The following is a 24,192-nucleotide window of genomic DNA, read 5'->3' as shown; positions in this document are numbered from 1 at the left end:
CCCAGCGCCACTAAGCTAAGCCGGTGGCGCAAACGGAGCAGCATGGCGACCGACCGGTTCTGGTCATTGACTTCGGGGCACAGTACGCGCAGCTGATCGCGCGGCGCGTGCGTGAGGCGCGGGTGTTCTCCGAGGTGATCCCGCACTCGGCGAGCATCGATGAGATCAAGGAACGCAACCCTCGGGCTATCGTCCTGTCCGGTGGTCCATCGAGCGTCTACGAAGAGGGTGCACCTCAACTCGACCCCGCCGTATTCGACTTGGATGTTCCGGTTTTCGGTATCTGCTACGGCTTTCAGGCCATGGCGCAGGTGCTCGGCGGAACCGTCGCACACACCGGCACCAGCGAGTACGGCCGCACCGAGCTGAAGGTCGTGGGCGGAGATCTACATGAGGGCCTGCCCGGCCTTCAGCCCGTGTGGATGAGCCACGGCGATGCGGTAACCGAAGCACCCCAGGGTTTTACCGTGGTCGCCAGCAGCGAAGGTGCTCCCGTGGCAGCGTTCGAGGATCGGGCGCGGCGCCTGGCCGGGGTGCAGTACCACCCGGAGGTGCTGCATTCGCCGCACGGACAGCAGGTGCTCAGCCGCTTTCTGCATGAGTTCGCGGGCATCGAATCGACATGGACGGCAGCCAATATCGCCGAATCGCTGGTCGAGCAGGTGCGCGCGCAGATCGGAGACGGGCGTGCGCTGTGTGGGCTGTCTGGCGGCGTGGACTCGGCGGTGGCGGCGGCCCTGGTGCAACGCGCCATCGGCGACAGGCTGACCTGTGTGTTCGTCGACCACGGACTGCTGCGCAGCGGCGAGCGGGCGCAGGTGGAGCACGACTTCGTGGCGGCCACGGGCGCCAAGCTGGTGACTGTCGATGTCGCGGAAAAGTTCCTGGGTGAGCTCGCCGGTGTCAGCGACCCGGAGACCAAGCGCAAGATCATTGGCCGTGAATTCATCCGGGCGTTCGAGGGCGCCGTCTCCGATGCGATCGGTAACTCGGAGGACGGTATCGAGTTCCTGGTGCAGGGCACGCTGTACCCCGATGTCGTCGAATCCGGGGGTGGCAGTGGCACCGCCAACATCAAGAGCCACCACAACGTGGGCGGACTCCCCGAAGATCTGACCTTCACCCTGGTGGAGCCGCTGCGGCTGCTGTTCAAGGACGAGGTCCGTGCGGTAGGCCGTGAACTGGGTCTGCCCGAGGAAATCGTTGGCCGTCAACCGTTCCCGGGGCCGGGGCTGGCCATCAGGATCGTCGGTGAGGTTACTTCCGACCGGTTGGATACCCTGCGCCGTGCCGATGCCATTGCGCGCGAGGAACTTACCGCCGCTGGTCAGGACCGCAACATCTGGCAGTGCCCGGTGGTGCTGTTGGCCGATGTGCGTTCAGTTGGGGTGCAGGGTGACGGACGTACCTACGGGCACCCGATCGTGTTGCGTCCGGTGTCCAGTGAGGACGCGATGACCGCTGACTGGACCCGCCTGCCGTATGAGGTGCTGGAGCGGATCTCGACGCGGATCACCAACGAGGTTCCCGAGGTGAACCGCGTGGTGCTGGATATCACCAGCAAGCCGCCCGGCACCATTGAATGGGAGTGAGCTGCCTAGGTTCGGTTACGGCGGGTTGGAACTGCCACCAGCGCAACGCCGATGGCGATCGCCACGGCAATCGCGATCCAGCCGAGCAGATTGCTATGCACTAGCGCTCCGAAGTCCTGGCCGGTCAGGGCCCAGCCCCCGACGAGCAGAGCGACCAGCCCGGACAGTGCCAGCAGGATGGATGGTCTGCCCTTCTCTTCGGCATCGGCCTCCGGTCTCGGCTCCACGGAATTTTCCGCGGTGAGTTCATTGTCGGCCCTGGTCGTTGGTTCGTCGATGTTCTCAGACACGTTGCACCTCAATGCTTCCTACATTTGCCGTTGCGTTGATCGTCAGGACGGGGCCGACACCCTTGGGTGAGGGCAGGCAATCGAAGCTGCCCATGCCCACCTCGCACGAGGTGCGCACATTCATCGAAGGGGGAACGAGCACCTGGATATCGCCCATCCCGACGTCGAGGTAAACAGTCTTATCGTTGGTAAGCGTGACCTGCGTGAGGTCAAGGGTGATGGTGCCGACGCCGACCTCGTAGTACTCCTCGATCTCGGAAGCCTCTGTGACACGGTAATTTTGGTCGCCGACGTTGAGTGACACCTCGAGCGGACCGATGGAGGATGCTACGACGACGAACCCGGCCAGCGGTATCGCCAGAAAGAGCAGTGAGTAGCCGCTGCGAAGCCATGCACCCACCAGTAAGCCGACTCCGAGGACGACCAGTGCCGCTGCCGCGACCACGACGGGTGTCACCCAGTCGGCGCCCAGCAGTCCGATGGCCACGAGCAGAGCACTGACGATGAGTGCCGCGCCGATGGTTACCTTGGGTACGGGCGACTTGGGCTTCGCTGGAGGCGCCGGCAGGGGAGCCGGATCGGGTAGATCCCAGGCGAAAGGGGCCGCCCGCAGTGGATCCCAGTTGGGTGGGGGAGGCGGTAAGAGAGGGCTGGTGGCCGCCGCGGTATGGCTGTTCGGTTCGCCATCTTCGGCCGGGCCGGGCTGCGCCGTCGAACTCGCCAGAGGTGGTGGGGTTTCGGTCTGGCGCTGATAGAGCAGATACCAGCCCCCGAGCAGGACAACGGCACTGACGAATCCCCAGGGATCGCGGTCGGGGTCGATGAAGGGTCCCCCGACAAGCAGCAGGACGATGATCCAGAAGACCATCTTCACCTTGGACTCGTGGTACGGAGTGGTGTAGCGGGCGGTGGGCATCAGCAGCCAGCACGCCACATACATGATGGCACCTGCCCCGCCGAAAATTGTTGTGACCACGAAGATTACGCGCACCAGCAGCGGGTCCACGTTGTACCGGTAGCCGATTCCCGCGGCAACACCTGCCAGCTTGCCGTGCCCAGGCAGCCGCAACGGCCGCGTGCGCCACATGTCTCCAAGCGTGGAGGACGGCGTCCGCTTGGTGGTGGTATCCGTGTCCATGACAGCTATGTTGCCCAGTCGCGGGCATGTCCGCCATCGGGATTCACCCTGATCTTTGCAAGGCAGGGGTTCAGGGATAAGCCCGATGCCCTGTGGAGCTTTGCCATGGCAGTATCGCAGAGATGAGTCCCACGTTTCGGAATGCCTTCGCCGGCGGGAATCGGCTGACTGCCGCCCCGCCGTTGCGTCGGCGTACCGGTGGCCGGGTAATCGCCGGGGTCGCCGGGGGGCTCGCCGATCATCTCGACGTTCCGGTGTTTCGGGTGCGGTTGGCCTTCGCAGTGCTTGGCGCGGCCAGCGGAATGGGCATCGCGGCGTACGGGCTGCTGTGGCTGCTGATGCCGCCGGGCGACGACGTTGCCGCTGTCAGCGCAACGGACCGCAGGCGGGCGACGGGGCTATTGCTGTTGAGTCTTGCCGCGCTGATCATCTTGATGTCGACGGTCAGTGGTTCGACGGCGGCGCTGGTTTTCCCCATCGTGCTGGCACTGGTCGGGCTCGCCGTGGTGTGGCGCGAATTCGATTCGCAGGGGCCGAGTTCGGCCGTGCTGGGGGAGTCGGGCAAATCGTCGCTATTGACCTTGGTCCGGGTGATTGCCGGTGCCGCACTGGTCTTCGGCGGGATCGCCGTGGTGGTCTTGCGCAATGTGGATCTGTCCTCGCTGCGTGACTCGTTGGTGGCGATCGCGGCCACCCTGGTGGGCGCAATGCTGCTGACGGTGCCCTTGTGGTTGCGGTTGTGGCGTGCCCTCGGTGCCGAGCGTGCCGCGCGCATCCGTACCGAAGAGCGTGAAGAGATCGCCTCGCATCTCCACGATTCGGTGCTGCAGACGCTGGCGCTGATCCAGAAGCGGACAGATAACCCCAGCGAGGTGCTACGGCTGGCTCGCAGCCAGGAACGCGAACTGCGCAGCTGGTTGTTCTCCGCGGGGGTGTCCTCGGACTCGTCTCTGGCGCAGGAGCTACGTACCGTGGCCGGAGAGGTTGAGGATGCGCATACCGTGGTGGTCAATTCGGTGATCGTCGGTGATGCCGACCTATCTCTGGAACCCGAGACCAGACGAGCGCTGATCGGGGCAACCCGCGAGGCACTCGTCAATGCTGCCAAACATTCCGGGCAATCGGATATCAACCTGTATGCCGAGGTGGAACCCGGCCAGATCAGTGTGTTCGTCAGGGATCGGGGTAAGGGGTTTGATCTGGAGGCGGTGCCACAGGATCGGCAGGGCATCGTGCGCTCCATCAAAGCCAGGGTGATGCGCCGGGGTGGGCAGGTGCAGATCAAGTCGGAGATCGGCAAGGGCACCGAGGTGCGAATTACCATGCCGTACAAGCTCTACGACCTCGACGAGAAAGAAGAGTGATGCTGCGGGTATTCCTGGTCGACGATCACGGGGTGTTCCGGTCCGGGGTGCGGGCGGAGCTGGCCGGTGAATCGGATATCGAGATCGTGGGCGAGGCCGGTTCGGTTGTCGAGGCGGTCACCGGAATACGTTCCAGTGCACCGGATGTGGTGTTGCTCGATGTGCACATGCCCTCCGGTGGAGGGGTCGCCGTCATCAACGGAGTCGGCGGCTCGGGACCGGTCTTTCTTGCGCTCAGTGTGTCGGATGCCGCCGAGGATGTCATCGCGGTGATTCGTGCGGGAGCCAGAGGCTATGTCACCAAGACGATTTCGGGAAGTGAACTCGCCGAGGCCGTGCGCCGGGTGGCTGGTGGGGATGCGGTGTTCAGCCCGCGACTTGCCGGATTCGTGCTCGATTCGTTCACCGGGCGGTCGAATGCCCCGGAGCCGGCACTGGATCCGGAGCTGGATTCGTTGACCCCACGCGAGCTTGAGGTGCTGCGGCTCCTTGCCCGCGGATACACCTACCGGGAGATTGCCGAGGATCTGGTGATCTCGGTCAAGACGGTGGAGACGCACGCCTCTAATGTGCTGCGTAAGACCCAGCAGTCCAATCGCAACGCGTTGACCCGCTGGGCGCACACCCGCCAGCTCGACTAGGTCTCGTCGACACCGCGCCTCATGGCGGGTATGTGCGATACGAATCCGCCACGACACGGCGTGTCGGCAGAGCGGCCCAGTTCCTACCTCCTGTCTTGACGGTTGTCGGTGGCGAGGTGTTTACTCCAGGCATCGAACATATGTTCTAGTCGAGTGTGTCTGGAGGTGCGGTTGTGACGGCAGTGACGGCCGCCGACGAGATGCTGGTCAACCGTGCTGACCAGCTACAAAAGCTCCGGCAGCAGATGGCTGCGATATCGGGAAAGGTTGGCGGAGACAGGTCTTCGGCGGGGCGGTTTCACGAGGCGCTACCGGATGCTCAATCTTTGCTGCCGGTATCCGATGCGCTGGCCAGCTCGATAGGTCACGTGTTGCGGCGCGGCACGGTCGCGGTGGCCAGCGGGGCCCGGTCGTTGCCGTTAGATGTGGTGGCTTCGGTGACCGCGGCGGGCGGGTACGCCGCGATTGTGGGCATGCCGGAGGTGAGTGTGCTGGCGGCGGTGGAAAAGGGAGCGGACCTGAGCCGTCTGGCGTTGATTCCTCGCCCGGGCCTAAGTGCGGTGGAGGTGGCCTCGGTGCTTATGGACGGGATGGATCTGGTGGTGCTGGGCCTGGGGGGACGAAAGGTGACCTCGACGTCGGCGCGCGCGATGGTGGCCCGGGCGCACAGCAACGGATGCACGCTGTTGGTTGCCGAGGGGGACTGGGAAGGCGCCGCGGTACGGTTGCAGGCCCGGGTAACCGGCTATGACGGGGTGTCCGCCTGTGGCCTGGGCCGAATTCGTGGCGTGCGGACGACGGTCCGGGCAACGGGGCGCAGGGCGCCCAGAGCCCCCGGGGCGGCGGCGTCCAGCTCAAGAGCTGCCGGGGAGGTGTGTGGCAGCCGTGGCTCGATCAGGTCCGCCTAAACGACAGCGTAAAGCTCCACGGGTGCTGGCGATTTGGTGCCCGGATTGGCCGGCGGTGGCCGCCGCGGCGATGGCCGACCTTCCTGCCACCCGGCCCGTGGCGGTGACCCTGGCCAACAGGGTCACCGCGTGCACGGCCGCCGCGCGGGCGCTGGGAGTCCGCCGGGGTATGCGCCGCCGCGAGTCCCAGGCCCGTTGTCCACAGCTGCATATCGCGCTAGCCGATGTCGATCGCGATGCGCGGTTTTTCGAGCCGATGATCGCCGCGGTGGATGACCTGGTACCAGGGGCCGAGATTTTGCGCCCGGGGCTGATGGCGCTTCCGGTGGCCGGTGCGGCCCGGTACTTCGGCAGCGAGCAGACCGCGGCCGAGCGGCTGGCCGATGCGGTGTCGGTGGCCGGGGCCGAATGTCAGGTGGGCATCGCCGATCAGATGTCCACGGCGGTGTACGCCGCGCGGCATGCGGCACTGGTACCGCCCGGTGGGGATGCGGAGTTCCTGGCGTCCTTGTCGATCAAAGAGATGGCCGCCGAACCCAGCCTGTGCCATCCGCAGCGTGAGGACTTGGTTGATCTGCTGTGGCGCATGGGAATACGCACCATGGGTGCCTTCGCGGAACTAGCGCGGTCCGATGTCGCCTCACGGTTCGACGATGACGCGGTACAGGCGCACCGCCATGCGCGAGCCGAACCGCAGCGCCCTCCCTCGGGGCATGCGGTCCCGGCGGAGCTGGGAGTCGCACTGCCGTGCGATCCGCCGATCGACCGGGTGGATGCGGCGGCTTTTGCGGGACGCACGCTGGCGATGAGCCTGCACGAGGTGCTGTCCTCGGCAGGAGTGGCCTGCTCCCGGTTGGCCATTCACGCGGTGACGGTGGACGGCCAGGAGCTGTCGCGGGTGTGGCGGTGTGCCGAGCCGCTCACCGAGGAGGCGACGGCCGACCGGGTCCGCTGGCAGCTTGACGGCTGGCTTGCCCGTCGCCGGTCTCTGGATGGGCCGGTGGCGATGTTGCGGTTGGAGCCGGTCGAAGTGGTGGCCGCCGAAGCGCTGCAGTTGACGTTGTGGGGAGCGGTGGGCGCCGAGGAGCGCCAGCGGGCCCGCCGCGCATTGACACGAGTTCAGGATCTGTTGGGAGAGGAGTCGGTACAGGTGGGAGTGGTCAGCGGTGGACGGGGCCCAGCCGAACGAATTACTTTGGTGCCCTTAGGGGATGAGTTGCGCCCGCGGGCCGATCCTGATGCGCCGTGGCCAGGGAGGCTGCCCGATCCGGCTCCTGCGGTGCTGCTCGGTGAGGATGGCGAACCGGTGGAGCTGTTGGATGTCGATGGAGCACCGGTGACGGTGACCGGGCGGGGAATGTTCTCGGGGGAACCGGCCAGGGTCCGGCGGGGCGATGGCCGTTGGGAGTTGAGTTGGTGGGCAGGGCCATGGCCGATCGATGAGCGATGGTGGGAGGAACGGGAACCGACTCCTACCCGGGCATCGGTGGCCGCCCGGGCCCAAGTGCTGCTGGAAGGCAAGGGCGGTGGTCAGGCGCTGCTCCTGCATTTTCGGCGGCAGCGGTGGTATGTGGAGGGCGTTTATGAATGACGGCCTCGCCGGAATTAGCGCGCGCCGTCAAACCTTCGCGCGAAGACGCTGACTCGTTCGATGAATCGCTCGAAGAACACCTCGGGGTTGGTTTCCACCGCGATCTGCGCGTTGGGTTTCTGGCCCCATTGCCCTTTCCAGTCCGCGATGGTCATGGCACGGGTCAGATCACCGGTCAGCTCGACATCGACAGTAGCGGAGCGGGTTTGGACCAGTGATGGCTCCAGCGCGACTGCGGCGGCGAACGGATCGTGCATGTGCGCCAAGAAGCCTTCGTCTTGCTTCATGTGGAACTCGAAATAGAAACGCACGGCATCTTCGATGAACCGCAGCAGCGAGTTGTTCGCCGACGAACGGCTGGATGGAAGATCGAGCACCGACAGGGGGGTGGTGGTGGCGCCCGCGGCCTCGGCCAGTCTGATCAGATGTTCCGGTGTCATGGCGATGGTCTCGGTGAGATTCAGGCCGCACACGATCGGAAGTTCTTGTACGCCAGCTGCTCCCCAGGCGGCGTACACCTCTGCCGTCGCACCCGGGTCGACTACGACATTCCATTCCGCCACCGGTGTGGTGTTGCCCGGGTAGTCGAAGGAGCCGCCCATGATCACGAGCCGTTTGAGGAGTTTGGGCAACTCGGGTTCGGTGCGCAGGGCCAGCGCCAGGTTGGTGAGCGGGCCGGTCGCCAGGCCCACCAACTCGCCGGGGTGTGCGCGTGCCGCCCGCACCCAGGCCTCGGCCGCGTCGTAATCGGTGAGTGTGCGGGTGGAATCCGGCAGTGCGGCATACCCGAGGCCGGTGGGTCCGTGGGTGTCTTCGGCGGTGCGCAGTGCCGCGCTCAACGGCTCGGCGACGCCCTTGGACACCGGGATCTGCGGGGCCTTGCATAGCTCCAGCAGGCCTAGGTTGTTCGCGCAAACATGGTCCACCGAGACATTGCCCGCAGTAGAGGCGATGCCGACAATCTCCACATCCTCGCTAGCGAGGAGAAAGATCAATCCCAGTGCGTCATCGACTCCGGTATCAACGTCGGCAAAAACGGGAACCATGGACGTCAACCTACCGTCAGTTAGCTCCGTGTACGGATAGACAAGCGGTAGAGCACCGGCAATCATCAAAGTCATACGACTGACTGAATCTACGGCTAGTATTGCCTTCAGGGCGTCCGGTCTATCGCCGGGCGGTCGGCCAGGAAGGAGTGTGGGATGCATCAGGACGAGTTACCGCAGACGACCACTGTGGCGGTCGTGGGTGCCGGGCTGTCGGGTCTGACGGCTGCCCGCGCACTGCACCGGCAGGGCGTCGACGTGATCGTGCTGGAGGCGGCGGAGCGTATCGGTGGGCGGGTCATGGGAGAGACCACGGTGCTGGGCTCACGGCTGGACTTGGGCGGCCAGTGGATTGGCCATGATCACCACCGCGTCATGGGGCTTGCCGCCGAACTCGGCCTTACCCAATTCCCCATGCACACGGGTCCGCTGCCCGCGGTGATCGACGGAGCCCGCCGCGTGAAGATCCCGTCCCTACTACCGAGCGTGCTCATTCTCACCGGCCTGGAGGTGTTCTCGCGTCTTAGGACGCCGAAGCGCTGGCACGCGACCAGCGCGGCCGAATGGCTACGCAAGGTGCCCGGCCGCACCACCCGGCGGCTACTTGAGGTCATCGCTTTGATCTCCTGGACGGCGGACCTGGACCGGATGCCCATCCCCGCGATGATCTCGATGATTCGGCATCAAGGTGGTCTGCGGACCATGCTGTCGACCAGGGGCGGCGCGCAGGACTCCCTACTCGTCGAAGGGGCGGGTGCGCTCGTGGAAAGCCTGGCCGCCGAACTGGGTCCCCGAGTGAAGCTGGGACACCGCGTTACCTCGGTCAGCCGGAATGAACACGGAGTCACCCTCGACACGGCCTCGGGTCAGGTGCATGCCACGAAGGTCATTGTCACCGCGCCGCCGCCCACGGCGGCTCGCATCACCTTCAGCCCGCAGCTTCCGGCCGAGCGTGTCCAGATGCAGCAGAACATGTACATGGGGTCGGTGTACAAGGCGATCGCCGTGTACGAGAAGCCTTTCTGGAGAGAGCGATCCGGCGGCGAGTTCATGGTTCTCGACGGCCCGGGCCGGGCAGTCTTCGATACCACCGCTCCGGGCGGGCCGGGCCACCTGTGCGTGCTTGTCGCCGGTCCCGAGGCGCGTGAACTTGATGGGCTCGACACCGCCGGCCGTCGCCGCGCGGTGCTCGGCTCACTCTCCGAGCACGTCGGTCCGGAGGTTCTCGAACCGGCAGGCTGGCACGAGAAGTCCTGGCACCTCGACGAACATGCCGGAGGCGGATACATGGCCTTGCCCGATATCGGATTCACCGAACAGTTGCCGCTCCCGTCGGCGCCCCTGGGCGATATTCATTGGGCGGGTACCGAAACGGCGCACGACCACCCGGGCTACCTGGATGGCGCCATCGAGGCGGGCACCCGGGCGGCCCGGGAGGTCACCAATGCACTCCGGGAATGAGGCGTACCGCCCTCATCACGGGGCCCGGAACACGCAGCTTTGACACGGCCGCAACACGTTTGGCGGCCCTGGGGCGGCGGCGCGAGGTCGACACATCCTGGCGTTCGTCGACCGGCTCAAGGCCGCGAGCGGCCCGAGAATCGGGATATGCCAGATACATCTGGTGCATGATCCGGCGGGTCAACTTCGGTGTCATGTACCTGCCGATGTCGGCATAGGTGCCCATCGGATGATCGATGCGGGTCGGCTTTTCGACGAGACCGCGAATCACCATGGCGGCGGCGTGTTCTGGGGTGAGTCCCGGCACCACATTCAGTTTGTGAGAAGGCTGAATCATCGGCGTCTTCACCAATGGCATATGGATATTGGTGAAAGTGATGTGATCCGACACCGTCTCGGTCGCGACCACATCGGAGAAGGCATCCAGTGCCGCCTTGGTGGGGATGTACGACGCGTACTTGGGATTACGGGTCTGCACACCGGCCGTCGAGACGTTGACGACGTGGCCGAATTTCCTTTCCCGCCAATGGGGGAGAAGCGCCAGCACCAGCCGCACAGCGCCAAAGTAGTTGATCGCCATGACCCGCTCGTAGTCATGGAACCGATCGACCGTGTTTATCGCCGAGCGGCGAATGGAGCGACCGGCGTTGTTCACCAAGTAGTCCACGTGCCCGAACTGGCCGAGGATGCTCTTGACCGTGTCGTCCACGGCCGAGTAGTCGGTCAGATCGCAGCGGAATGAATACGCCTGCCCGCCGTCCTCACGGATCTCCGCGACCAGGCTGTCGAGCGCCTCGGCATCACGCGCCACCGCGAAAACGGTGCCGCCGCGCTGGGCGACGGCGATGGCCGCGGCCCGTCCGATACCGCTGGATGCCCCGGTGATGATGACGTGACGGCCCACCAATGGCCCGGCGGGATCGTCGCGGCGGTATCGCTCGGGGTCGAGGTTCTTGCGCCAGTACTGGTAGAGCTTGCCGGCGTAGCTGCCGAATGAGGGAACCGTAATTCCACTGGGGCGCAGGGCTTCCTGTGTGGATTCGGAGACGAAGGTGGGCATGATCTCGGTGATGTCGATGACCTCGGGCGGGATGCCGAGTTGGGTGACCACCATGTTGCGCCAGACCTTGAGCGTGCCGCGCGCATTCAGGAACGGGGTGGCGATGGCGTGGGGAAGCGACCCGCGCACGGGCGGCAGGCCCGCGGCAGGGGCAATGCCGGAGTAGATGTCCCGCAGGTAGGTCACCTCGGGGTTGGTCAGGTGGAAGGCCTGCCCGTCGCGGCCCTCCTGGTGCATCAGCTCGACGGTCGCATCGACGACGTAGTCGACCGGAACGATGTTGGAGCGTCCCGCCTTGGGCAGCATCATCGGGGTGAACCGGGGCAGGCGCGCGAGCTTGGCCAGAATTCCGAAGAAGTAGTACGGACCGTCGATCTTGTCCATCTCGCCGGTCTTGGAATCGCCGACAACGACGGCGGGCCGGTAGATCCGGTAGCGCAGACCGGGTTCCGAGCGCACGAGCAGTTCGGCCTCGAACTTGGTCTGGTGATACGGCGTCGGCAGGTCCTGGTTGACGTCGAAGTCTTCTTCGGTGAACTCGCCCTGGTAACTTCCCGCGACCGCGATGGAGGAGATGTGGTGCAGGGTGGCGCCGGTGCGTTTGGCCAGTCCGATGACCGACCGAGTGCCCTCGACGTTCGCGGCGCGCTGTGCCTTGTCGTCCACGGTGATGTCATAGATCGCGGCACAGTGCACGATGTGATCGGCGGTGACCGGATCTCCCTCGGTGGGCAGGCCGAGATCGGCCTGGGTGAGGTCACCCACCAGCGGCTGTACGCGGTCATCCCATTGTTCGGCGAGCTTTTCGAACCGTGACAGGGACTCGCGCCGCACCAGAACGGCGACTTCCGCATTGCGCTGGGTCTCCAGGATTCGGGTCACAATCCGCCGTCCGATGAATCCGGTGCCGCCGGTGACGATGTATTTCACGTGCTACCCCTGAGACTGTTAGGCCGCTTATCGGCCCGTTTGGAGTCATCGTTGCCGTTATGGGGTATTTCGTCAACGATGTGTGACAAGTTCGTCATTGGGGAGTTAGCCATGGGGGATACTCCAGGAATGTCACGCGTTCGGGTGTTCCGTGCTGCGCGCGTCACGGGCAATGCTGCCTGGTGGACGTTCGTGGTAGCCGCCTTGGTGAACAGGGGGTTGAACCTGCGGGGCTGGGATTACGGGTGGACTGCCTATACCCCGCTCACCGACGGCATGCCGCGCCGATACGCCGACTACGTGCCGTTCAGTCCAGCTGCCGTGCAGTTGGTGGGCGTGGTCGTATGGATCGCCTTTGGTGTCGTGGTGGTCGCGGCAATCGTCGAATTGGCTGTCGTTCGGAGGTGGACGGCCGTGGTGTCGGTGGCCGTGCCGTTCCTTTCGTTGTGTCTGATCACCTATGCGTTCGGTGGGCTCGACAGTACGATCGCCTGGTCGCCGACCGCGGTGCTGGTGTTCGTGCTTGCGGCCGTTGCGGTACGGCAGATATGGATGCGCCGGTTCGCTCCGGTAGTGGGGGAGTAGCGGTGATCGACACGACCCCTACGACTTCCGTGATGCCGGTGGGAGTCGTTGCCAGCAGGTCGGCTCCCGTGCTCTGGGCCATCCAGTACGCATTGGCATGTAGTCCGCTGGTTGTCGCGGTGGCGGCGGTGTGGGCGGTGACGGCGCCGCCGGCCCACGCCAGCACGCCGCTGGAGCATGTCGCGGGCGTGTTGGGGCTGCTGTGCATCTGCGGTGCGCTGGCGTGGGTGGTGCTTCGCCCACTGCAGCGTTATCGCGCATATCGGTGGGGTGTCCTGGATGACAATCTGCTGTATATCGCATCGAAGACGTTGTGGCTCAGGTCTTTCTGGGTCATCCCGTTCGCACTGGTGCGAACGGTAGAACTGCGGCAAGATCCGCTGTCGCGTGTGTTGGGGTTGGCGATGGTGGTGGTGCGTGCAGATCAGGGTGAGCTGCGGATCGTGGGGCTGGATGCGGCGACCGCACATGATGTTGTCGAGAAGCTGTTTGGGCTGGTGGACGAGGCTTCGGTCTACCAATGATGTGACGTTGTTCCAGGCCCACTGCGTGGTCGTGAGTGTTAGCATCGCCTCGCTGTCGCGAACTAAATATGTTCTCCGACAATAATTCTGCTTGTTAACTGGACTCAGGCAGGGGGCGTGCTGATGGACATACGCGCTGACTCGTTCCGCGCGAAGATCGCCGGCTAACCGCCGACGAGTTTTTCGACAGTACTGATGAGCGCGGCACGGTGGGTGGTCAGGCGCTCGGGTGAGAAGGGTTCCGAAGCCGCAAGACCGCGCAGGGCCGGCGATGCGCCGAGCCACGCGGTGGTCAGCCCGAGCGTGAGGGCCAGAATGTCGGCCGGCTCCACGCCGTCCGCGGGTAAGCCTGTCGCGGCGATCGCCGCGACTTTGGCCGCGTAGGCCGCGGTTTCGGCTGGGCCCGCGACGGGCCGTTCCAGCTGCGCCCAGGTGGCAAGCCTCAGGTGCTCGGGATGCTCGATCAGGTGGTCGAACAATGCGCCCGCGTAGCCCGGCAGATCGTCGGGCGTGAACGGGACGGCATCGGACATCCGTTGAATCGAATGGGCCACGACGGTGTCGAACAGCGTTTCCTTGTTGGTGAAGTAGACGTAGAGCAGCCGTTTGTTGGCACCGGCCGCGGCGCCGATCCGGTCGACACGGGCACCGGCCAGTCCGTGCTCGGCGAACTCTGCGTACGCGGCATCGAGCAGCCGCTTCTTGGTGGCAGAGGCGTCGGGCGGCATCCCAAGAGCCTAGAGGCATGCCGCCGCGTGATTTCGGCAGCGCACCGGCTGGGGCAGCGGTTATGCCCGCCAACCCAGCCGGTGCGCCCCCCGTCAGGCCAGGTGGCTGTTGAACCAGTCGGCGATGTGGCCGACGGTGCGGTCGACGATGTCGGGCTGGTCGTAGTACTGGAAGTGGTTGGTGCCGTTTTCCCAGATGAGCTTCTTGTCGTCGGAGGGGATCGACTCGAAGTGCCGCCGGGCTGCCGCCGGGTTCATGCAGGTATCGGAGTGGATCACCAATGCGGGTTTGTCGAGCTTGGCGGCACCGGGCACGGTGCTGTAGTCGAAGTGGTCGAGGTCGCTCATGATGGCGTAACGGTTCTCCCAGCCCTTGAGCGTCCACGATCCGTACCAGCTCCACACCAGTGGGCCGGGCAGCCCGGCATCAGACCCGGCGACGGGGTCGCCCAGGTCAGGAGAGACCAGGGGCGCGTAGATGACTTCGCCGGTCTGCTCGTACCGGGTCTTGGCATCGCGTGCCCGCTCGAGCCGGGCATCCAGTAGCGCTTCCAGTTGTTCGGTGGTGGGTGCGGTAGCCGGATCGAAGGGGTTCTCGCTGACACCCGCGGCAATCATGAACAGATCGGTCTCGCGATCGCGGTAGTAACCGGTCACCGAGGCAACGGCCTTGATCCGGTCGTCGTATGAGGCGATGTCGAGCATTTCGGGTCCGCCTTGGCAGACGCCGGCCCCGAAGATGCGCGATGCGTCGACGTCGTCGCGCGTGAGCAGGTAGTCGATGGCCGCTACCGCGTCCTCGTTCTTCATCTTCGGATTCTCGAGGCGGCGCGGGGTGCCGCCGCTCTCGCCCACGGTGCGCGGGTCGAAAGCCAGCGCCAGGAAACCCTCGTCGGCCAGACGTGTGGCGTAGTGAATCGGGGCCTGCTCCTTCTCGAACGAGTACGGGCCCAGCAGGACCACCGCAGGGAAGGGGCCGTCACCGGAAGGGCGGTGGACGACACCGACGATGTCCTCGCCATGCGAGGGGAAGGTGACCTTCTCGGGCGTGTAGTTGCCGTGGTGTGGCATTCGCTTCTCCAGATTCTCGCTAGGTGCTTGCCCGCCGCGCCAAGTGCGGGGGCCTTGTCAGCATACATGTATATATCTAGTTAGTTACTTTGCCAATAGGAACCCGGGCGAGTGATTGAACCATAGAACACATGTTCGATAAACTGTTTGAATGGGCTGGTCGCAAGGTCCCCCGACGTGGGCCGAAATGGAGCGGGTGCTTGATGGGCGCCCCAACCGCCATGCGCCTCCGGGGGATGGCGGGGACGGTCCGGCGTGGAGCCGAAAGCGCCCGCCGTATGAGCCGCCCACTCGTGAGCGTGGGCGGTCGGCGGTGCCGTACGCGGAGCTGCACGCGCATTCGGCGTTCAGCTTTCTGGACGGCGCCAGCCTGCCCGAGGAGATGGCGCAGGAGGCCGCGCGGCTTGACCTCAAGGCGCTAGCCATCACCGACCACGATGGTTTCTACGGAGTTGTCCGTTTCGCGGAAGCGGCCAAGGAACTCGGCCTGCCCACCGTGTTCGGTGCGGAACTATCTCTTGGCGGGCAGGGCAATACGGAGGACTCAGTACACCTGCTGGTGCTGGCGCGCGGCCAGGAGGGGTATAGGCGGTTGTCGCGGCAAATGGCCACCGCGCACTTGTCGGGAGGAACGCCAAAAGACCGAAAGGGTAAGCCACGCTATGACCTTGACGCGCTTACCGAGGCAGCGGGCGGGCACTGGCACATCCTGACCGGGTGCCGTAAGGGACATGTGCGACGGGCGCTTGCCTCCGGTGGCTCGGTTGCGGCTGAGGCGGCACTGGCCCATCTGGTCGGCCGGTTCGGTGCCGACCGTGTCAGCATCGAGCTCAGCAGGCATGGCCACCCGGATGAGGATGACCACAACGCGGAGCTTTCCGCATTGGCTCCGCGGTTCGGTGTCGGTGTCATCGCTACCACCGCAGCGCATTTCGCCACACCCGAGAGTGGGCGCCTAGCCATGGCGATGGCGGCGGTGCGTGCGCGTAAGAGCCTCGATGATGCGGCGGGATGGTTGGAGCCGGTGGGGGGTGCGCATCTGCGTTCGGGAGATGAGATGGCGCGGCTGTTCTCGCATTGCCCGGATGTGGTGACGGCGGCCGCCGAGTTGGGGGAGGCGTGTGCTTTCGATCTGCGACTCATTGCCCCGCAATTGCCGCCGTTCGACGTCCCGTCCGGCCATACCGAGGACAGCTGGTTGCGGCATCTGGCCCTCGAAGGTGCCGCGCGTCGGTACGGCCCCCGGGCGGGGGCGCAGAAGGCTTACGCTCAAATCGAGCGCGAGCTGGAAATCATTGCCCAACTCAATTTTCCGGGCTACTTCCTGGTGGTGCATGACATCACCCAGTTCTGCCGTCGCAGCGACATCCTGTGCCAGGGGCGTGGCTCTGCCGCCAACTCGGCGGTCTGCTACGCGCTCGGGGTCACCAATGTCGACCCGGTGGCCAATGGTCTGCTATTTGAACGGTTCCTATCGCCTGCTCGCGACGGCCCGCCGGACATCGACATCGATATCGAATCGGACGAACGGGAACAGGCCATCCAGTACGTCTACAACAAATACGGCCGCGAGTATGCGGCGCAGGTGGCCAATGTGATCACCTACCGTGGCCGAATGGCCGTGCGGGACATGGCGAAGGCTCTAGGGTTCGCGCAGGGGCAGCAGGACGCCTGGAGCAAGCAACTCGGGCACTGGGGCGGCTTGGCCGACGCGGCGGAGGTTGACGGCATTCCGTCGCAGGTGATCGACCTGGCTCAGCAGATCAAGAATTTTCCCCGGCACATGGGCATTCACTCCGGCGGCATGGTCATCTGCGATCGCCCGCTGGCCGATGTGGTGCCCGTCGAATGGGCGCGCATGGAGAACCGTAGCGTGCTGCAATGGGATAAAGATGATTGTGCAGCAGTGGGTTTGGTTAAGTTCGACCTACTCGGCCTTGGCATGCTCTCGGCGCTGCACTATTGCATCGACCTGGTCCGCGAACACAAGAGCATCGAGGTGGACCTGGCCCATATCGACCTCTCTGAGGCGGCGGTCTACGAGATGCTGGCCCGCGCCGATTCGGTGGGGGTCTTCCAGGTGGAGTCGCGCGCCCAGATGGCCACACTGCCCCGCCTGAAGCCCACGTGTTTCTACGACTTGGTGGTGGAGGTGGCCCTGATCCGGCCGGGACCCATCCAGGGTGGCTCGGTACACCCATATATCCGGCGATACAACAAGATCGACAAAGACTGGGAGCATGACCATCCCTCGATGGCGGCTGCGTTGGATAAAACTCTGGGAGTGCCGCTGTTTCAGGAACAGCTGATGCAACTCGCCGTCGATGTCGCGGGGTTCAGCCCCGCAGAATCCGATCAGCTGCGCCGGGCTATGGGATCCAAGCGGTCGCCGGAACGGATGGAAAGGCTGCGCAGCAGATTCTATGAGGGCATGCGGAACCTTCATGGCATCACCGGAGAGCTAGCCGACCGCATCTACGAAAAGCTCTATGCCTTCGCCAATTTCGGCTTTCCGGAAAGCCACGCGCAAAGCTTCGCTTCGTTGGTGTTCTATTCGTCTTGGTTCAAGCTGCATCATCCGGCCGCATTCTGCGCGGCACTATTGCGTGCGCAGCCCATGGGTTTCTATTCGCCGCAGTCCTTGGTGGCCGATGCTCGTCGCCACGGTGTCACCGTGCATGGTCCCGATGTAAATGCCAGCCTGTCCTATGCGACGTTGGAGAATGCGGGACTGGAGGTGCGGATCGGTCTGGGCGCCGTCCGCCACATCGGAAGCGACCTGGCTCACGCCATCGTCGAGGAACGAAAAACACACGGCCCGTTCGCCTCTCTGCTCGATCTGACCGGTCGCATCCAATTGAGCACGGCACAGGTCGAGGCGCTGGCCACTGGAGGGGCGCTGGGTTGTTTCGGCATGTCCCGGCGTGAGGCGCTGTGGGTTGCGGGTGCGGCCGCTGCGCAGCGTCCCGACCGGTTACCCGGAGTCGGGATGTCCTCCCGGGTTCCGGTGCTGCCGCCGATGGGGGAGGTGACTCAGGCCGCTGCCGATGTGTGGGCCACCGGAGTCACCCCCGACGCCTACCCCACCCAGTTCCTGCGGAAACAGCTCGACGAGCTGGGTGTCGTTCCGGCCAAGGGGCTCTTCGATGTGCCGGACGGGTCACGGGTGTTGGTGGCAGGGGCGGTCACCCATCGTCAGCGGCCTGCCACCGCGGCCGGGGTCACGTTCATCAACCTTGAGGACGAGACGGGGATGGTGAATGTGGTGTGCTCGGTGGGTCTGTGGGCGCGGTACCGCAAGCTGGCGGTGACCGCACAGGCGTTGATCATTCGTGGCCAGGTGCAGAACGCCAGCGGAGCCATCACCGTGGTGGCCGATCAGCTGCGACCACTGGACCTGCGTATCCGATCCGCCTCGCGGGACTTCCGTTAGACGGAGCCTTCGAAACCATGCTGACGCCAGGCCTCGTATGCGGCGATGGCTGCGGCATTGGACAGGTTGAGTGATCTGCGGCCGGGGAGCAGCGGGATGCGCACCTTCTCGGTGATGTGTGGATCGGCAAGCACCTCGGCATCCAGCCCGGTGGGCTCGGGACCGAACAGCAGCACGTCGCCGGGTTGGTAGGCGATGTCGGTGTAGCTGACGTTCGCATGAGCGGTGAAGGCATAGACCCGCTGTGGCCGCATCGATTCCCAAGCAGCGGAAAGGCTTTCGTGGACTGTCACCGAAGCCATGTCGTGATAGTCCAGGCCGGCGCGGCGCACCTTGGCCTCCGACAGGTCGAATAGCGGCTGCACCAGATGCAGCTCGCACCCGGTGCCCGCCACCATCCGGATCGCGTTCCCGGTGTTGGGGGCGATCCGGGGCTCGTGGAACATGATGCGGAACACCCCATCATCTTGCGGCAAGGTCGGTGGTGGTCAATCTGGCGGGGTGCTAGAGCTTGTACCTGAGGTAGCCCATGGCCATGAACAAGACCACGAAGACTCCAAGCCCTAATCCCGCCAGCACGCTCTTAAGGGCCAGCGATATGCATATGACGGCGACTGCCGGAGCGACAGCCCAGTAAAGCCACTTCTGGAGGGTGCTTTCGCGCGGTTCCGCGAATATGCAGATGCCTCCGCTGACAGCTGCCATCAATGCGACGTAGAAGTCGGGGTCCGGCGTTCTCATTGCTTCACACCTTAGGTGAGCTGCATTCCGAGTAGCAGATCATGTTCAGCGGTAATAGATACCCGGCTAATGGAAGATGACGCGGAACACGGTATCCCTGCTCGTCGATTTGAGGCACGATGGAGCCATGGGAAGCCCGGCGATATTCGAGTGCGGGGCCTCCGGCGAAGCCGCATGGGAGTCGGTGACTCGATCGGCCGACGCGACGCTGGCCGGGATTGCGCAGGGATATACCGAGTTTCGTGAGTGCTCCGACAAACCCGTGGACCGCCGTGAGGTCGCCGGTGTCGATCCGGTGCTCATCGTGGAGTTCGGTGATCCGCTGCTTGTTACCGATGCCGCAGACACCCGGTCTGCGCGGATGTGGCAATCGTTCGGTGCCGGTGCGTGTCAGGGGCCCACAGCTACCTTGCATTCGGGCAGGCAGCACTGCCTTGAAGTGCAGTTGACGCCGCTGGGGATGCACCGGCTGACCGGGCTGCCGATGAATGACATCAGTAATCGCGCGGTTAGTCTCGAAGACTTGTTCGGCGACGAGGGGCGCCACCTGCCCGAACGCCTTGCCGCTGAACCTGATTGGGATCACCGGTTCGATCTGTTGGATTCGATGTTGGTGCACGCGGCGGCCAATGGCCCAGAACCCGACCCCGAGGTGGCCTGGGCATGGAGCGTACTGAGCCAAACCCATGGAACAGCGTCCGTCGGCAAGATTGTGGCCGAGACCGGTTGGAGTCGTGCACGATTGGCGAATCGCTTCCGCAACCAAATAGGCCTGACTCCCAAGGCGGCCGCTCGTGTGCTTCGCTTTGGCCGGGCAATGGCGCTGCTGGCGGCGCCGGGTCATCGATCGCTCGCCTCCATCGCATTGGCATGCGGCTACTTCGATCAGGCGCATTTCAACCGAGATTTCCGGATATTCGCCGGGTGTTCGCCGGGAGAGTTGGCCGCATTGCGATGCGAAGGACTGCCCGGCATACACGATCCGGCTATTCGCGAAACATTTGTACAAGACGAGGGTGCATCGCGGTCCTAACGTCTCTGCCGTCAAGCACGTCCGGCAGAGAGGAATTCACGATGACTGGCGAACCGACCTTCTTCGAGATCGGAGTGCCCGACGCGGTGCGCGCACAGAAGTTCTACCAGGGACTCTTGGGCTGGGCTCCGCACGCGATGGGCGAGGGTGGGCAGGCCTGGCTCGAAACGGGTGGCATAAACGGCGGGCTGCACAGCGATGACGAAGACCGTCGCATCGACATATTCTTCGGTGTCCCGGACATCGAGGCAGCTGTCCTGACTGTTCGCGAACTTGGCGGTGAGGCCGAAGATCCCGGGCCGGAAGAACCAGGCTTCGGACGCTTCACCTTCTGCAGAGACGACCAGGGCGTGCGATTCGGGCTTCATCAGCCCTCCAGCAGCTTCGTCTAAGCGGGCCGGACTGTAATGCGGACCGCCCCTGGAGGGCAGTCAGTAGCCTGGTCTTGCGGCATCTTTGTCCTCTGGGCCGCACCTTATATGCGAACCTGATGGAGAACAGATCGTGGTGCTCTCGATCGCTGTGGCAGATTTCCAGGATGTCGCGCTCCTGACCTTCTTGCAGGCCCACCTGGACGATCTCGCCCCGACCGCGCCGTCGGATAGTCAGCACGCTCTAGATGCTGTGGGTTTGCAGGATTCTGGAGTCAGACTGTGGGTTGCTCGAGACGGGCGCGATTTGGTCGGAACCGTTGCGCTAGCCCAGATCTCCGCGCAACACGAGGAACTCAAGAGCATGCGGACCGACCCTTCGCGACGGGGCCAGGGCATCGCCTCAACGTTGCTTCTGCATGCCCTTAACGACGCTAAGAGCCGTGGTGTGAACAGAGTGTCGTTGGAGACCGGCAGTATGGGCTTCTTCGCTCCTGCTCGGGCGTTTTACCGAAAGCACGGGTTTGTTGAGTGCGGCCCCTTCAACTCCTATATCGAAGACCCCAACAGTACTTTCATGACCCTGCTTATCCACGGATAGCCCGCGCGGTCGGCGCAACCCGGACGAGAAATCCGTTGGCTGTGCAGTCCCTTCGTGTGATGATCCACGCATGCCCAGTTCAGTGGTCGAGGTCCGTCGGCGATACACCGAGCCTGAAGAGGTGGCGATCATCGATGCGGTCCACGGCGCGCTGGTCGCTGCCTTTCAGATACCGGAAGGGGACAAGCATGTACGCCTCGTCGTGCATGAACCCCACAGGTTTTCGCACGCGCCAAACCTGACCCAGCCGGAGCTGTACACGTTTGTTTCCATCGACTGCTTCGCGGGCCGATCGATAGGGGCGAAACGAAACCTCTATGCCGAGATTGTGAAACGTCTTTCCTTACTGGGGATACCGCCGGATCACGTCACCATTGTGCTGCGTGAGAGTGCGACGGAGAACTGGGGGATCCGGGGAGGTCAGGCGGCCTGCGATATCGACCTGGGTTTCGATGTGAACGTCTGACGGACCCACCCGGCATGATGTCAGGCATGGCCGAGCACTGGATTGACCGTGAGATCACCGCAGAGACCTTCTACGACGAGGACTTTCGTGAACTGCGCACCGAGCGCGTGGTTTTCACCGAATGCGATTTCAGCGGAGCCAACCTCACCGAGTCACTGCACATCGGCTCGGCCTTCCGGAACTGCACCTTCCGCCGCACCTCACTGTGGCATTCGGAATTCCGCCAGTGCAGTCTGCTGGGCTCCACACTCACCGACTGCCGGGTGCGTCCGGCGAAGTTCACCGAAACCGATTTCACGTTGTCCTCGCTCGGCGGGCTAGATCTGCGCGATATGGATCTGTCGGACTGCCGGTTCCGTGAGGCCAATCTCGTCGGCACCGATATGCGCAAGGCCAACCTGCACGGCGCAGACTTCACCGGCGCGCGCACGCAGAATCTCAAGCTCGACGGCGCCGACCTGCGGGGTGCCCGCATTGACCCGACCTTGTGGACCACCGCAAGCCTGACGGCCGTGAAAGTCGACCTACCGCAGGCCATCGCGTATGCCGCCGCGCACGGATTGGATGTACACGGGGGCTAGCGGCCTAGGGCGACTAACCCTTGAGGCGGATGCGCCAGCGCACGAATCCGGCCATCACCAGCGCGAGTAGCGCCAAGATGCCCATGTCGAACAGCCAGGTTCCCGCATCGTGATTCCACAGCTCGTCCTGCGGCCCCACCGGCACCAGCTTGCGCAGGTCGGTGGTCGCGGCGGTGGCTGCGAAGCCCCATCGCGAGGGGAACAGGAACGAGAACTGTTCCAGCCCGGCACGTCCGGTCACCGGGATGAGTCCGCCGCTGAAGACGATCTGCGTCATGGTGGCGATCACCAGCATCGGCATCACCTGCTCGGCGGAGGTGGCCAGCGAGGACAGCACCAGGCCCAGCACGGTGGCCGCGCACGCGGTGGCGGCAACGGCGACCCACAGCTCGAAGTTCGCGTTTCCTAGCAGCACCGCGCCCTGCGTCGGTCCACCGCGGACGATCACGATGACGGCCGTCATGATCGCGGACTGCACGATGGCGGCTCCGCAGTAGGTGATGATCTTGGCGAGCAGATATGCGGTGGCCGACAGGCCCACCGCCTGTTCTCGTCGGAAGATCACCCGTTCACCGATCAGGTCGCGGATGGTCAGCGCCAGACCCAGGAAGCTCGCGCCCAGGTTGGTCAGCGCCAGCAGCAGCCCCGGTTCGTTTGGGTTGTCGGGCAGTGCCACGTTGAAACCGGCGCTGCCGGGCACCGACAACACCAGTCCGGCAAGGACGAACGGCAGTAGCGCCAAGAAGATGAAATACCCGCGGTCGGCCAGGATTAGCCGTCCCTGGCGGCGCGCCACCGTGGAGACCTGCCGCAGCAGACTGGTCTTGGGTGGCTTGCCCAGATCTCCGGGCGGGGTCGCCGCCGTGACGGGTTTGTTCGCGGCGGGATGCCGTGACAGATAGGCCTGGTGCACGCCGTCCGGGTCGGACGCGGCATTGGCGAAGATATCGGCCCAGTCGGTGGTGCCCATCTCCTGGTTGATGCTGCGTGGAGGTCCGCAGTACGCGGTCTTGCCACCGGGGGCCAGCAGCAACACCTGGTCGCAGTAACTCAGATAGGTCAGCGAGTGCGTCACCACCACCACTACGCGGCCGGCGTCGGCGAGCTGTCGCATCAGGCTCATCACCTGACGGTCCAGTGCCGGATCCAGGCCCGAGGTGGGCTCGTCCAGGATCAGCAGAGACGGACCGGTCAACAGCTCCATGGCCACCGAGGCGCGCTTACGCTGCCCGCCGGAGAGCTTGTCGACGCGCGTCTCCGCGTGCTTGGTCATCTCGAGTTCCTCAAGAACCCGGGACACGACCTGTTCGCGGTCTTCTTTGGTGGTATCTGGGGGCAATCGCAGCTCGGCGGCGTAATGCAGTGCCTGGCTCACCGTCAGCTGCGGGTGCACCACATCGTCCTGTGGCACCATGCCGATGCGGTTTCGCATGACGGCGTACTCGGCGTGGACCCCGTGACCTTCGAAGGACACCTTGCCTGCCGACGGTTGGGTGTTGCCGACGATCAGCCGGGCCAGGGTGGACTTGCCGGCACCTGATGGGCCGATGACCGCAGTGAGCGATCCGGGGCCTGCGGAGAAGCTGATGTCGTCGAGCAGCTTCTTGCCGCCCTCGACGGTGAAGTCGATGCCCTGCACCTCAAGCCCGCCGACGCGGGCGGCCGTCGTCGGTTTGACCAGTGTGCCGTCTTGAACGACGAGGTCGACGTTACCGATGGTGACGGTGTCACCCTCGCGCACCGTTGCCTGCTCAACCTGGACACCGTTGACGAAGGTGCCGTTGATGGTGTGCAGGTCCTGGATTTCCAGGGCACCGGCGGATGGAAGCAACAAGGCGTGGTGTCGCGAAGCCAGGACGTCGTTGACGACGATCGTGTTGTCGGGGGCGCGACCGACGGTGATGGCACCGGGTGACGGTTTGGGCGCGCCGCCGATGCCGAGCGCGCGCATCGCACGGGTGCCGAACGGCTCGACCGGCTCGTGGGCATAGGCGGCGGGGGGCACCGGGGTGGGCTCCGACGGATACTGCTGGCGGG

23 protein-coding genes are annotated in these 24,192 nt (G+C 64.6%); 14 read left to right on the top strand and 9 right to left on the bottom strand.

Translation table 11 applies throughout. The annotated features are described in order from the left end of the window. Nucleotides 1-23 precede the first annotated feature (23 nt). Nucleotides 24-1,592, top strand: a complete 1,569-nt coding sequence (gene guaA, locus AOT83_RS25230) for a glutamine-hydrolyzing GMP synthase (protein ID WP_030096784.1) — start codon at nucleotides 24-26, stop codon at nucleotides 1,590-1,592. Between the two features lie 5 nt (nucleotides 1,593-1,597). On the opposite strand, the gene AOT83_RS25225 is transcribed toward guaA, so the two are convergent. Together AOT83_RS25225 and AOT83_RS25220 are read right to left on the bottom strand one after the other, a co-directional pair. Further along, complete coding sequence (locus AOT83_RS25225; protein ID WP_030096785.1) at nucleotides 1,598-1,882, bottom strand: hypothetical protein; 285 nt, start codon at nucleotides 1,880-1,882, stop codon at nucleotides 1,598-1,600. Beyond that, nucleotides 1,875-3,020 (bottom strand): PspC domain-containing protein, encoded by a 1,146-nt coding sequence (locus tag AOT83_RS25220; protein ID WP_057965768.1) that lies wholly within the window; start codon nucleotides 3,018-3,020, stop codon nucleotides 1,875-1,877. Before AOT83_RS25220 ends, AOT83_RS25225 begins: the two co-directional genes overlap by 8 nt. A 122-nt stretch (nucleotides 3,021-3,142) precedes the next feature. On the opposite strand from AOT83_RS25220, the gene AOT83_RS25215 reads away from it, so the two are divergent. The 4 genes from AOT83_RS25215 (at nucleotide 3,143) to AOT83_RS25200 (ending at nucleotide 7,524) form a co-directional block, all read left to right on the top strand. After that, entirely contained in the window at nucleotides 3,143-4,384 is a 1,242-nt protein-coding gene (locus tag AOT83_RS25215) for an ATP-binding protein (protein WP_234797687.1), read from the top strand. Continuing rightward, nucleotides 4,384-5,025, top strand: a complete 642-nt coding sequence (locus AOT83_RS25210) for a response regulator transcription factor (protein WP_057965767.1) — start codon at nucleotides 4,384-4,386, stop codon at nucleotides 5,023-5,025. The genes AOT83_RS25215 and AOT83_RS25210 overlap by 1 nt, the downstream gene beginning before the upstream one ends. A 173-nt stretch (nucleotides 5,026-5,198) precedes the next feature. Next, nucleotides 5,199-5,933 (top strand): hypothetical protein, encoded by a 735-nt coding sequence (locus AOT83_RS25205; RefSeq protein ID WP_057965766.1) that lies wholly within the window; start codon nucleotides 5,199-5,201, stop codon nucleotides 5,931-5,933. Nucleotides 5,934-5,955: 22 nt separating this feature from the next. Further along, the gene (locus tag AOT83_RS25200) at nucleotides 5,956-7,524 is read left to right on the top strand and encodes a DNA polymerase Y family protein (RefSeq protein WP_198530416.1); all 1,569 of its coding nucleotides are present in this window, start codon (nucleotides 5,956-5,958) and stop codon (nucleotides 7,522-7,524) included. A gap of 14 nt (nucleotides 7,525-7,538) precedes the next feature. On the opposite strand, the gene AOT83_RS25195 is transcribed toward AOT83_RS25200, so the two are convergent. Beyond that, on the bottom strand, nucleotides 7,539-8,570 hold the full coding sequence (locus AOT83_RS25195) for a nucleoside hydrolase (RefSeq protein WP_030096791.1): 1,032 nt from the start codon (nucleotides 8,568-8,570) through the stop codon (nucleotides 7,539-7,541). A 156-nt stretch (nucleotides 8,571-8,726) separates the two neighbouring features. Here AOT83_RS25195 and AOT83_RS25190 point away from each other — a divergent pair, with 156 nt between their 5' ends. Continuing rightward, a complete protein-coding gene (locus AOT83_RS25190) occupies nucleotides 8,727-10,031 on the top strand; it encodes an FAD-dependent oxidoreductase (protein WP_030096792.1) in 1,305 nt (434 codons plus the stop codon). Here AOT83_RS25190 and AOT83_RS25185 read toward each other — a convergent pair. Continuing rightward, the gene (locus AOT83_RS25185; protein WP_030096793.1) at nucleotides 10,009-12,021 is read right to left on the bottom strand and encodes an SDR family oxidoreductase; all 2,013 of its coding nucleotides are present in this window, start codon (nucleotides 12,019-12,021) and stop codon (nucleotides 10,009-10,011) included. The genes AOT83_RS25190 and AOT83_RS25185 overlap by 23 nt on opposite strands. 129 nt (nucleotides 12,022-12,150) lie before the next feature. Between AOT83_RS25185 and AOT83_RS25180 the strand changes: the two genes are divergently transcribed. Together AOT83_RS25180 and AOT83_RS25175 are read left to right on the top strand one after the other, a co-directional pair. Continuing rightward, nucleotides 12,151-12,606: a hypothetical protein gene (locus AOT83_RS25180; protein WP_057965765.1), complete on the top strand. Its 456-nt coding sequence runs from the start codon at nucleotides 12,151-12,153 to the stop codon at nucleotides 12,604-12,606. 32 nt (nucleotides 12,607-12,638) lie between these two features. Continuing rightward, complete coding sequence (locus AOT83_RS25175; protein WP_057965764.1) at nucleotides 12,639-13,130, top strand: PH domain-containing protein; 492 nt, start codon at nucleotides 12,639-12,641, stop codon at nucleotides 13,128-13,130. 164 nt (nucleotides 13,131-13,294) lie between these two features. Here the strand turns inward: AOT83_RS25175 and AOT83_RS25170 are convergent, their stop codons facing one another. Together AOT83_RS25170 and AOT83_RS25165 are read right to left on the bottom strand one after the other, a co-directional pair. Beyond that, nucleotides 13,295-13,858 carry a TetR family transcriptional regulator gene (locus AOT83_RS25170; protein ID WP_030096797.1) on the bottom strand — a complete coding sequence of 188 codons (564 nt, stop codon included), beginning with the start codon at nucleotides 13,856-13,858 and terminating at the stop codon, nucleotides 13,295-13,297. A gap of 93 nt (nucleotides 13,859-13,951) precedes the next feature. Beyond that, nucleotides 13,952-14,929 (bottom strand): CocE/NonD family hydrolase, encoded by a 978-nt coding sequence (locus AOT83_RS25165; RefSeq protein WP_030096798.1) that lies wholly within the window; start codon nucleotides 14,927-14,929, stop codon nucleotides 13,952-13,954. Nucleotides 14,930-15,080: 151 nt separating this feature from the next. On the opposite strand from AOT83_RS25165, the gene AOT83_RS25160 reads away from it, so the two are divergent. Further along, entirely contained in the window at nucleotides 15,081-18,362 is a 3,282-nt protein-coding gene (locus tag AOT83_RS25160; RefSeq protein WP_057965763.1) for an error-prone DNA polymerase, read from the top strand. Here the strand turns inward: AOT83_RS25160 and AOT83_RS25155 are convergent. Both AOT83_RS25155 and AOT83_RS25150 read right to left on the bottom strand, forming a co-directional pair. Further along, on the bottom strand, nucleotides 18,359-18,820 hold the full coding sequence (locus tag AOT83_RS25155; RefSeq protein WP_057965762.1) for a tRNA (cytidine(34)-2'-O)-methyltransferase: 462 nt from the start codon (nucleotides 18,818-18,820) through the stop codon (nucleotides 18,359-18,361). The genes AOT83_RS25160 and AOT83_RS25155 overlap by 4 nt on opposite strands. A 46-nt stretch (nucleotides 18,821-18,866) precedes the next feature. After that, nucleotides 18,867-19,103, bottom strand: a complete 237-nt coding sequence (locus tag AOT83_RS25150; protein ID WP_057965761.1) for a hypothetical protein — start codon at nucleotides 19,101-19,103, stop codon at nucleotides 18,867-18,869. 127 nt (nucleotides 19,104-19,230) lie between these two features. Between AOT83_RS25150 and AOT83_RS25145 the strand changes: the two genes are divergently transcribed. The 5 genes from AOT83_RS25145 to AOT83_RS25125 all read left to right on the top strand — a co-directional run bounded on the left by AOT83_RS25145 (nucleotide 19,231) and on the right by AOT83_RS25125 (nucleotide 22,155). After that, nucleotides 19,231-20,136, top strand: a complete 906-nt coding sequence (locus AOT83_RS25145) for a helix-turn-helix domain-containing protein (protein ID WP_070943200.1) — start codon at nucleotides 19,231-19,233, stop codon at nucleotides 20,134-20,136. A gap of 41 nt (nucleotides 20,137-20,177) precedes the next feature. Beyond that, nucleotides 20,178-20,528: a VOC family protein gene (locus AOT83_RS25140; RefSeq protein ID WP_057965760.1), complete on the top strand. Its 351-nt coding sequence runs from the start codon at nucleotides 20,178-20,180 to the stop codon at nucleotides 20,526-20,528. Between the two features lie 112 nt (nucleotides 20,529-20,640). Further along, nucleotides 20,641-21,108 (top strand): GNAT family N-acetyltransferase, encoded by a 468-nt coding sequence (locus AOT83_RS25135; protein WP_030096803.1) that lies wholly within the window; start codon nucleotides 20,641-20,643, stop codon nucleotides 21,106-21,108. A gap of 70 nt (nucleotides 21,109-21,178) precedes the next feature. Next, nucleotides 21,179-21,574, top strand: coding sequence for a tautomerase family protein (locus AOT83_RS25130; RefSeq protein WP_030096804.1), 396 nt, complete (start codon nucleotides 21,179-21,181; stop codon nucleotides 21,572-21,574). A 26-nt stretch (nucleotides 21,575-21,600) separates the two neighbouring features. After that, entirely contained in the window at nucleotides 21,601-22,155 is a 555-nt protein-coding gene (locus tag AOT83_RS25125) for a pentapeptide repeat-containing protein (protein ID WP_057965759.1), read from the top strand. Nucleotides 22,156-22,168: 13 nt separating this feature from the next. On the opposite strand, the gene AOT83_RS25120 is transcribed toward AOT83_RS25125, so the two are convergent. Continuing rightward, nucleotides 22,169-24,192 (bottom strand): ATP-binding cassette domain-containing protein (locus tag AOT83_RS25120; RefSeq protein WP_057965758.1); only part of this gene is annotated, 2,024 nt, incomplete at its 5' end.

Source organism: Mycobacteroides sp. H001 (assembly GCF_001440005.1).
Taxonomy (GTDB): Bacteria; Actinomycetota; Actinomycetes; order Mycobacteriales; family Mycobacteriaceae; genus Mycobacterium; species Mycobacterium gwanakae.
This window is presented reverse-complemented; position numbering and strand designations above follow the sequence as displayed.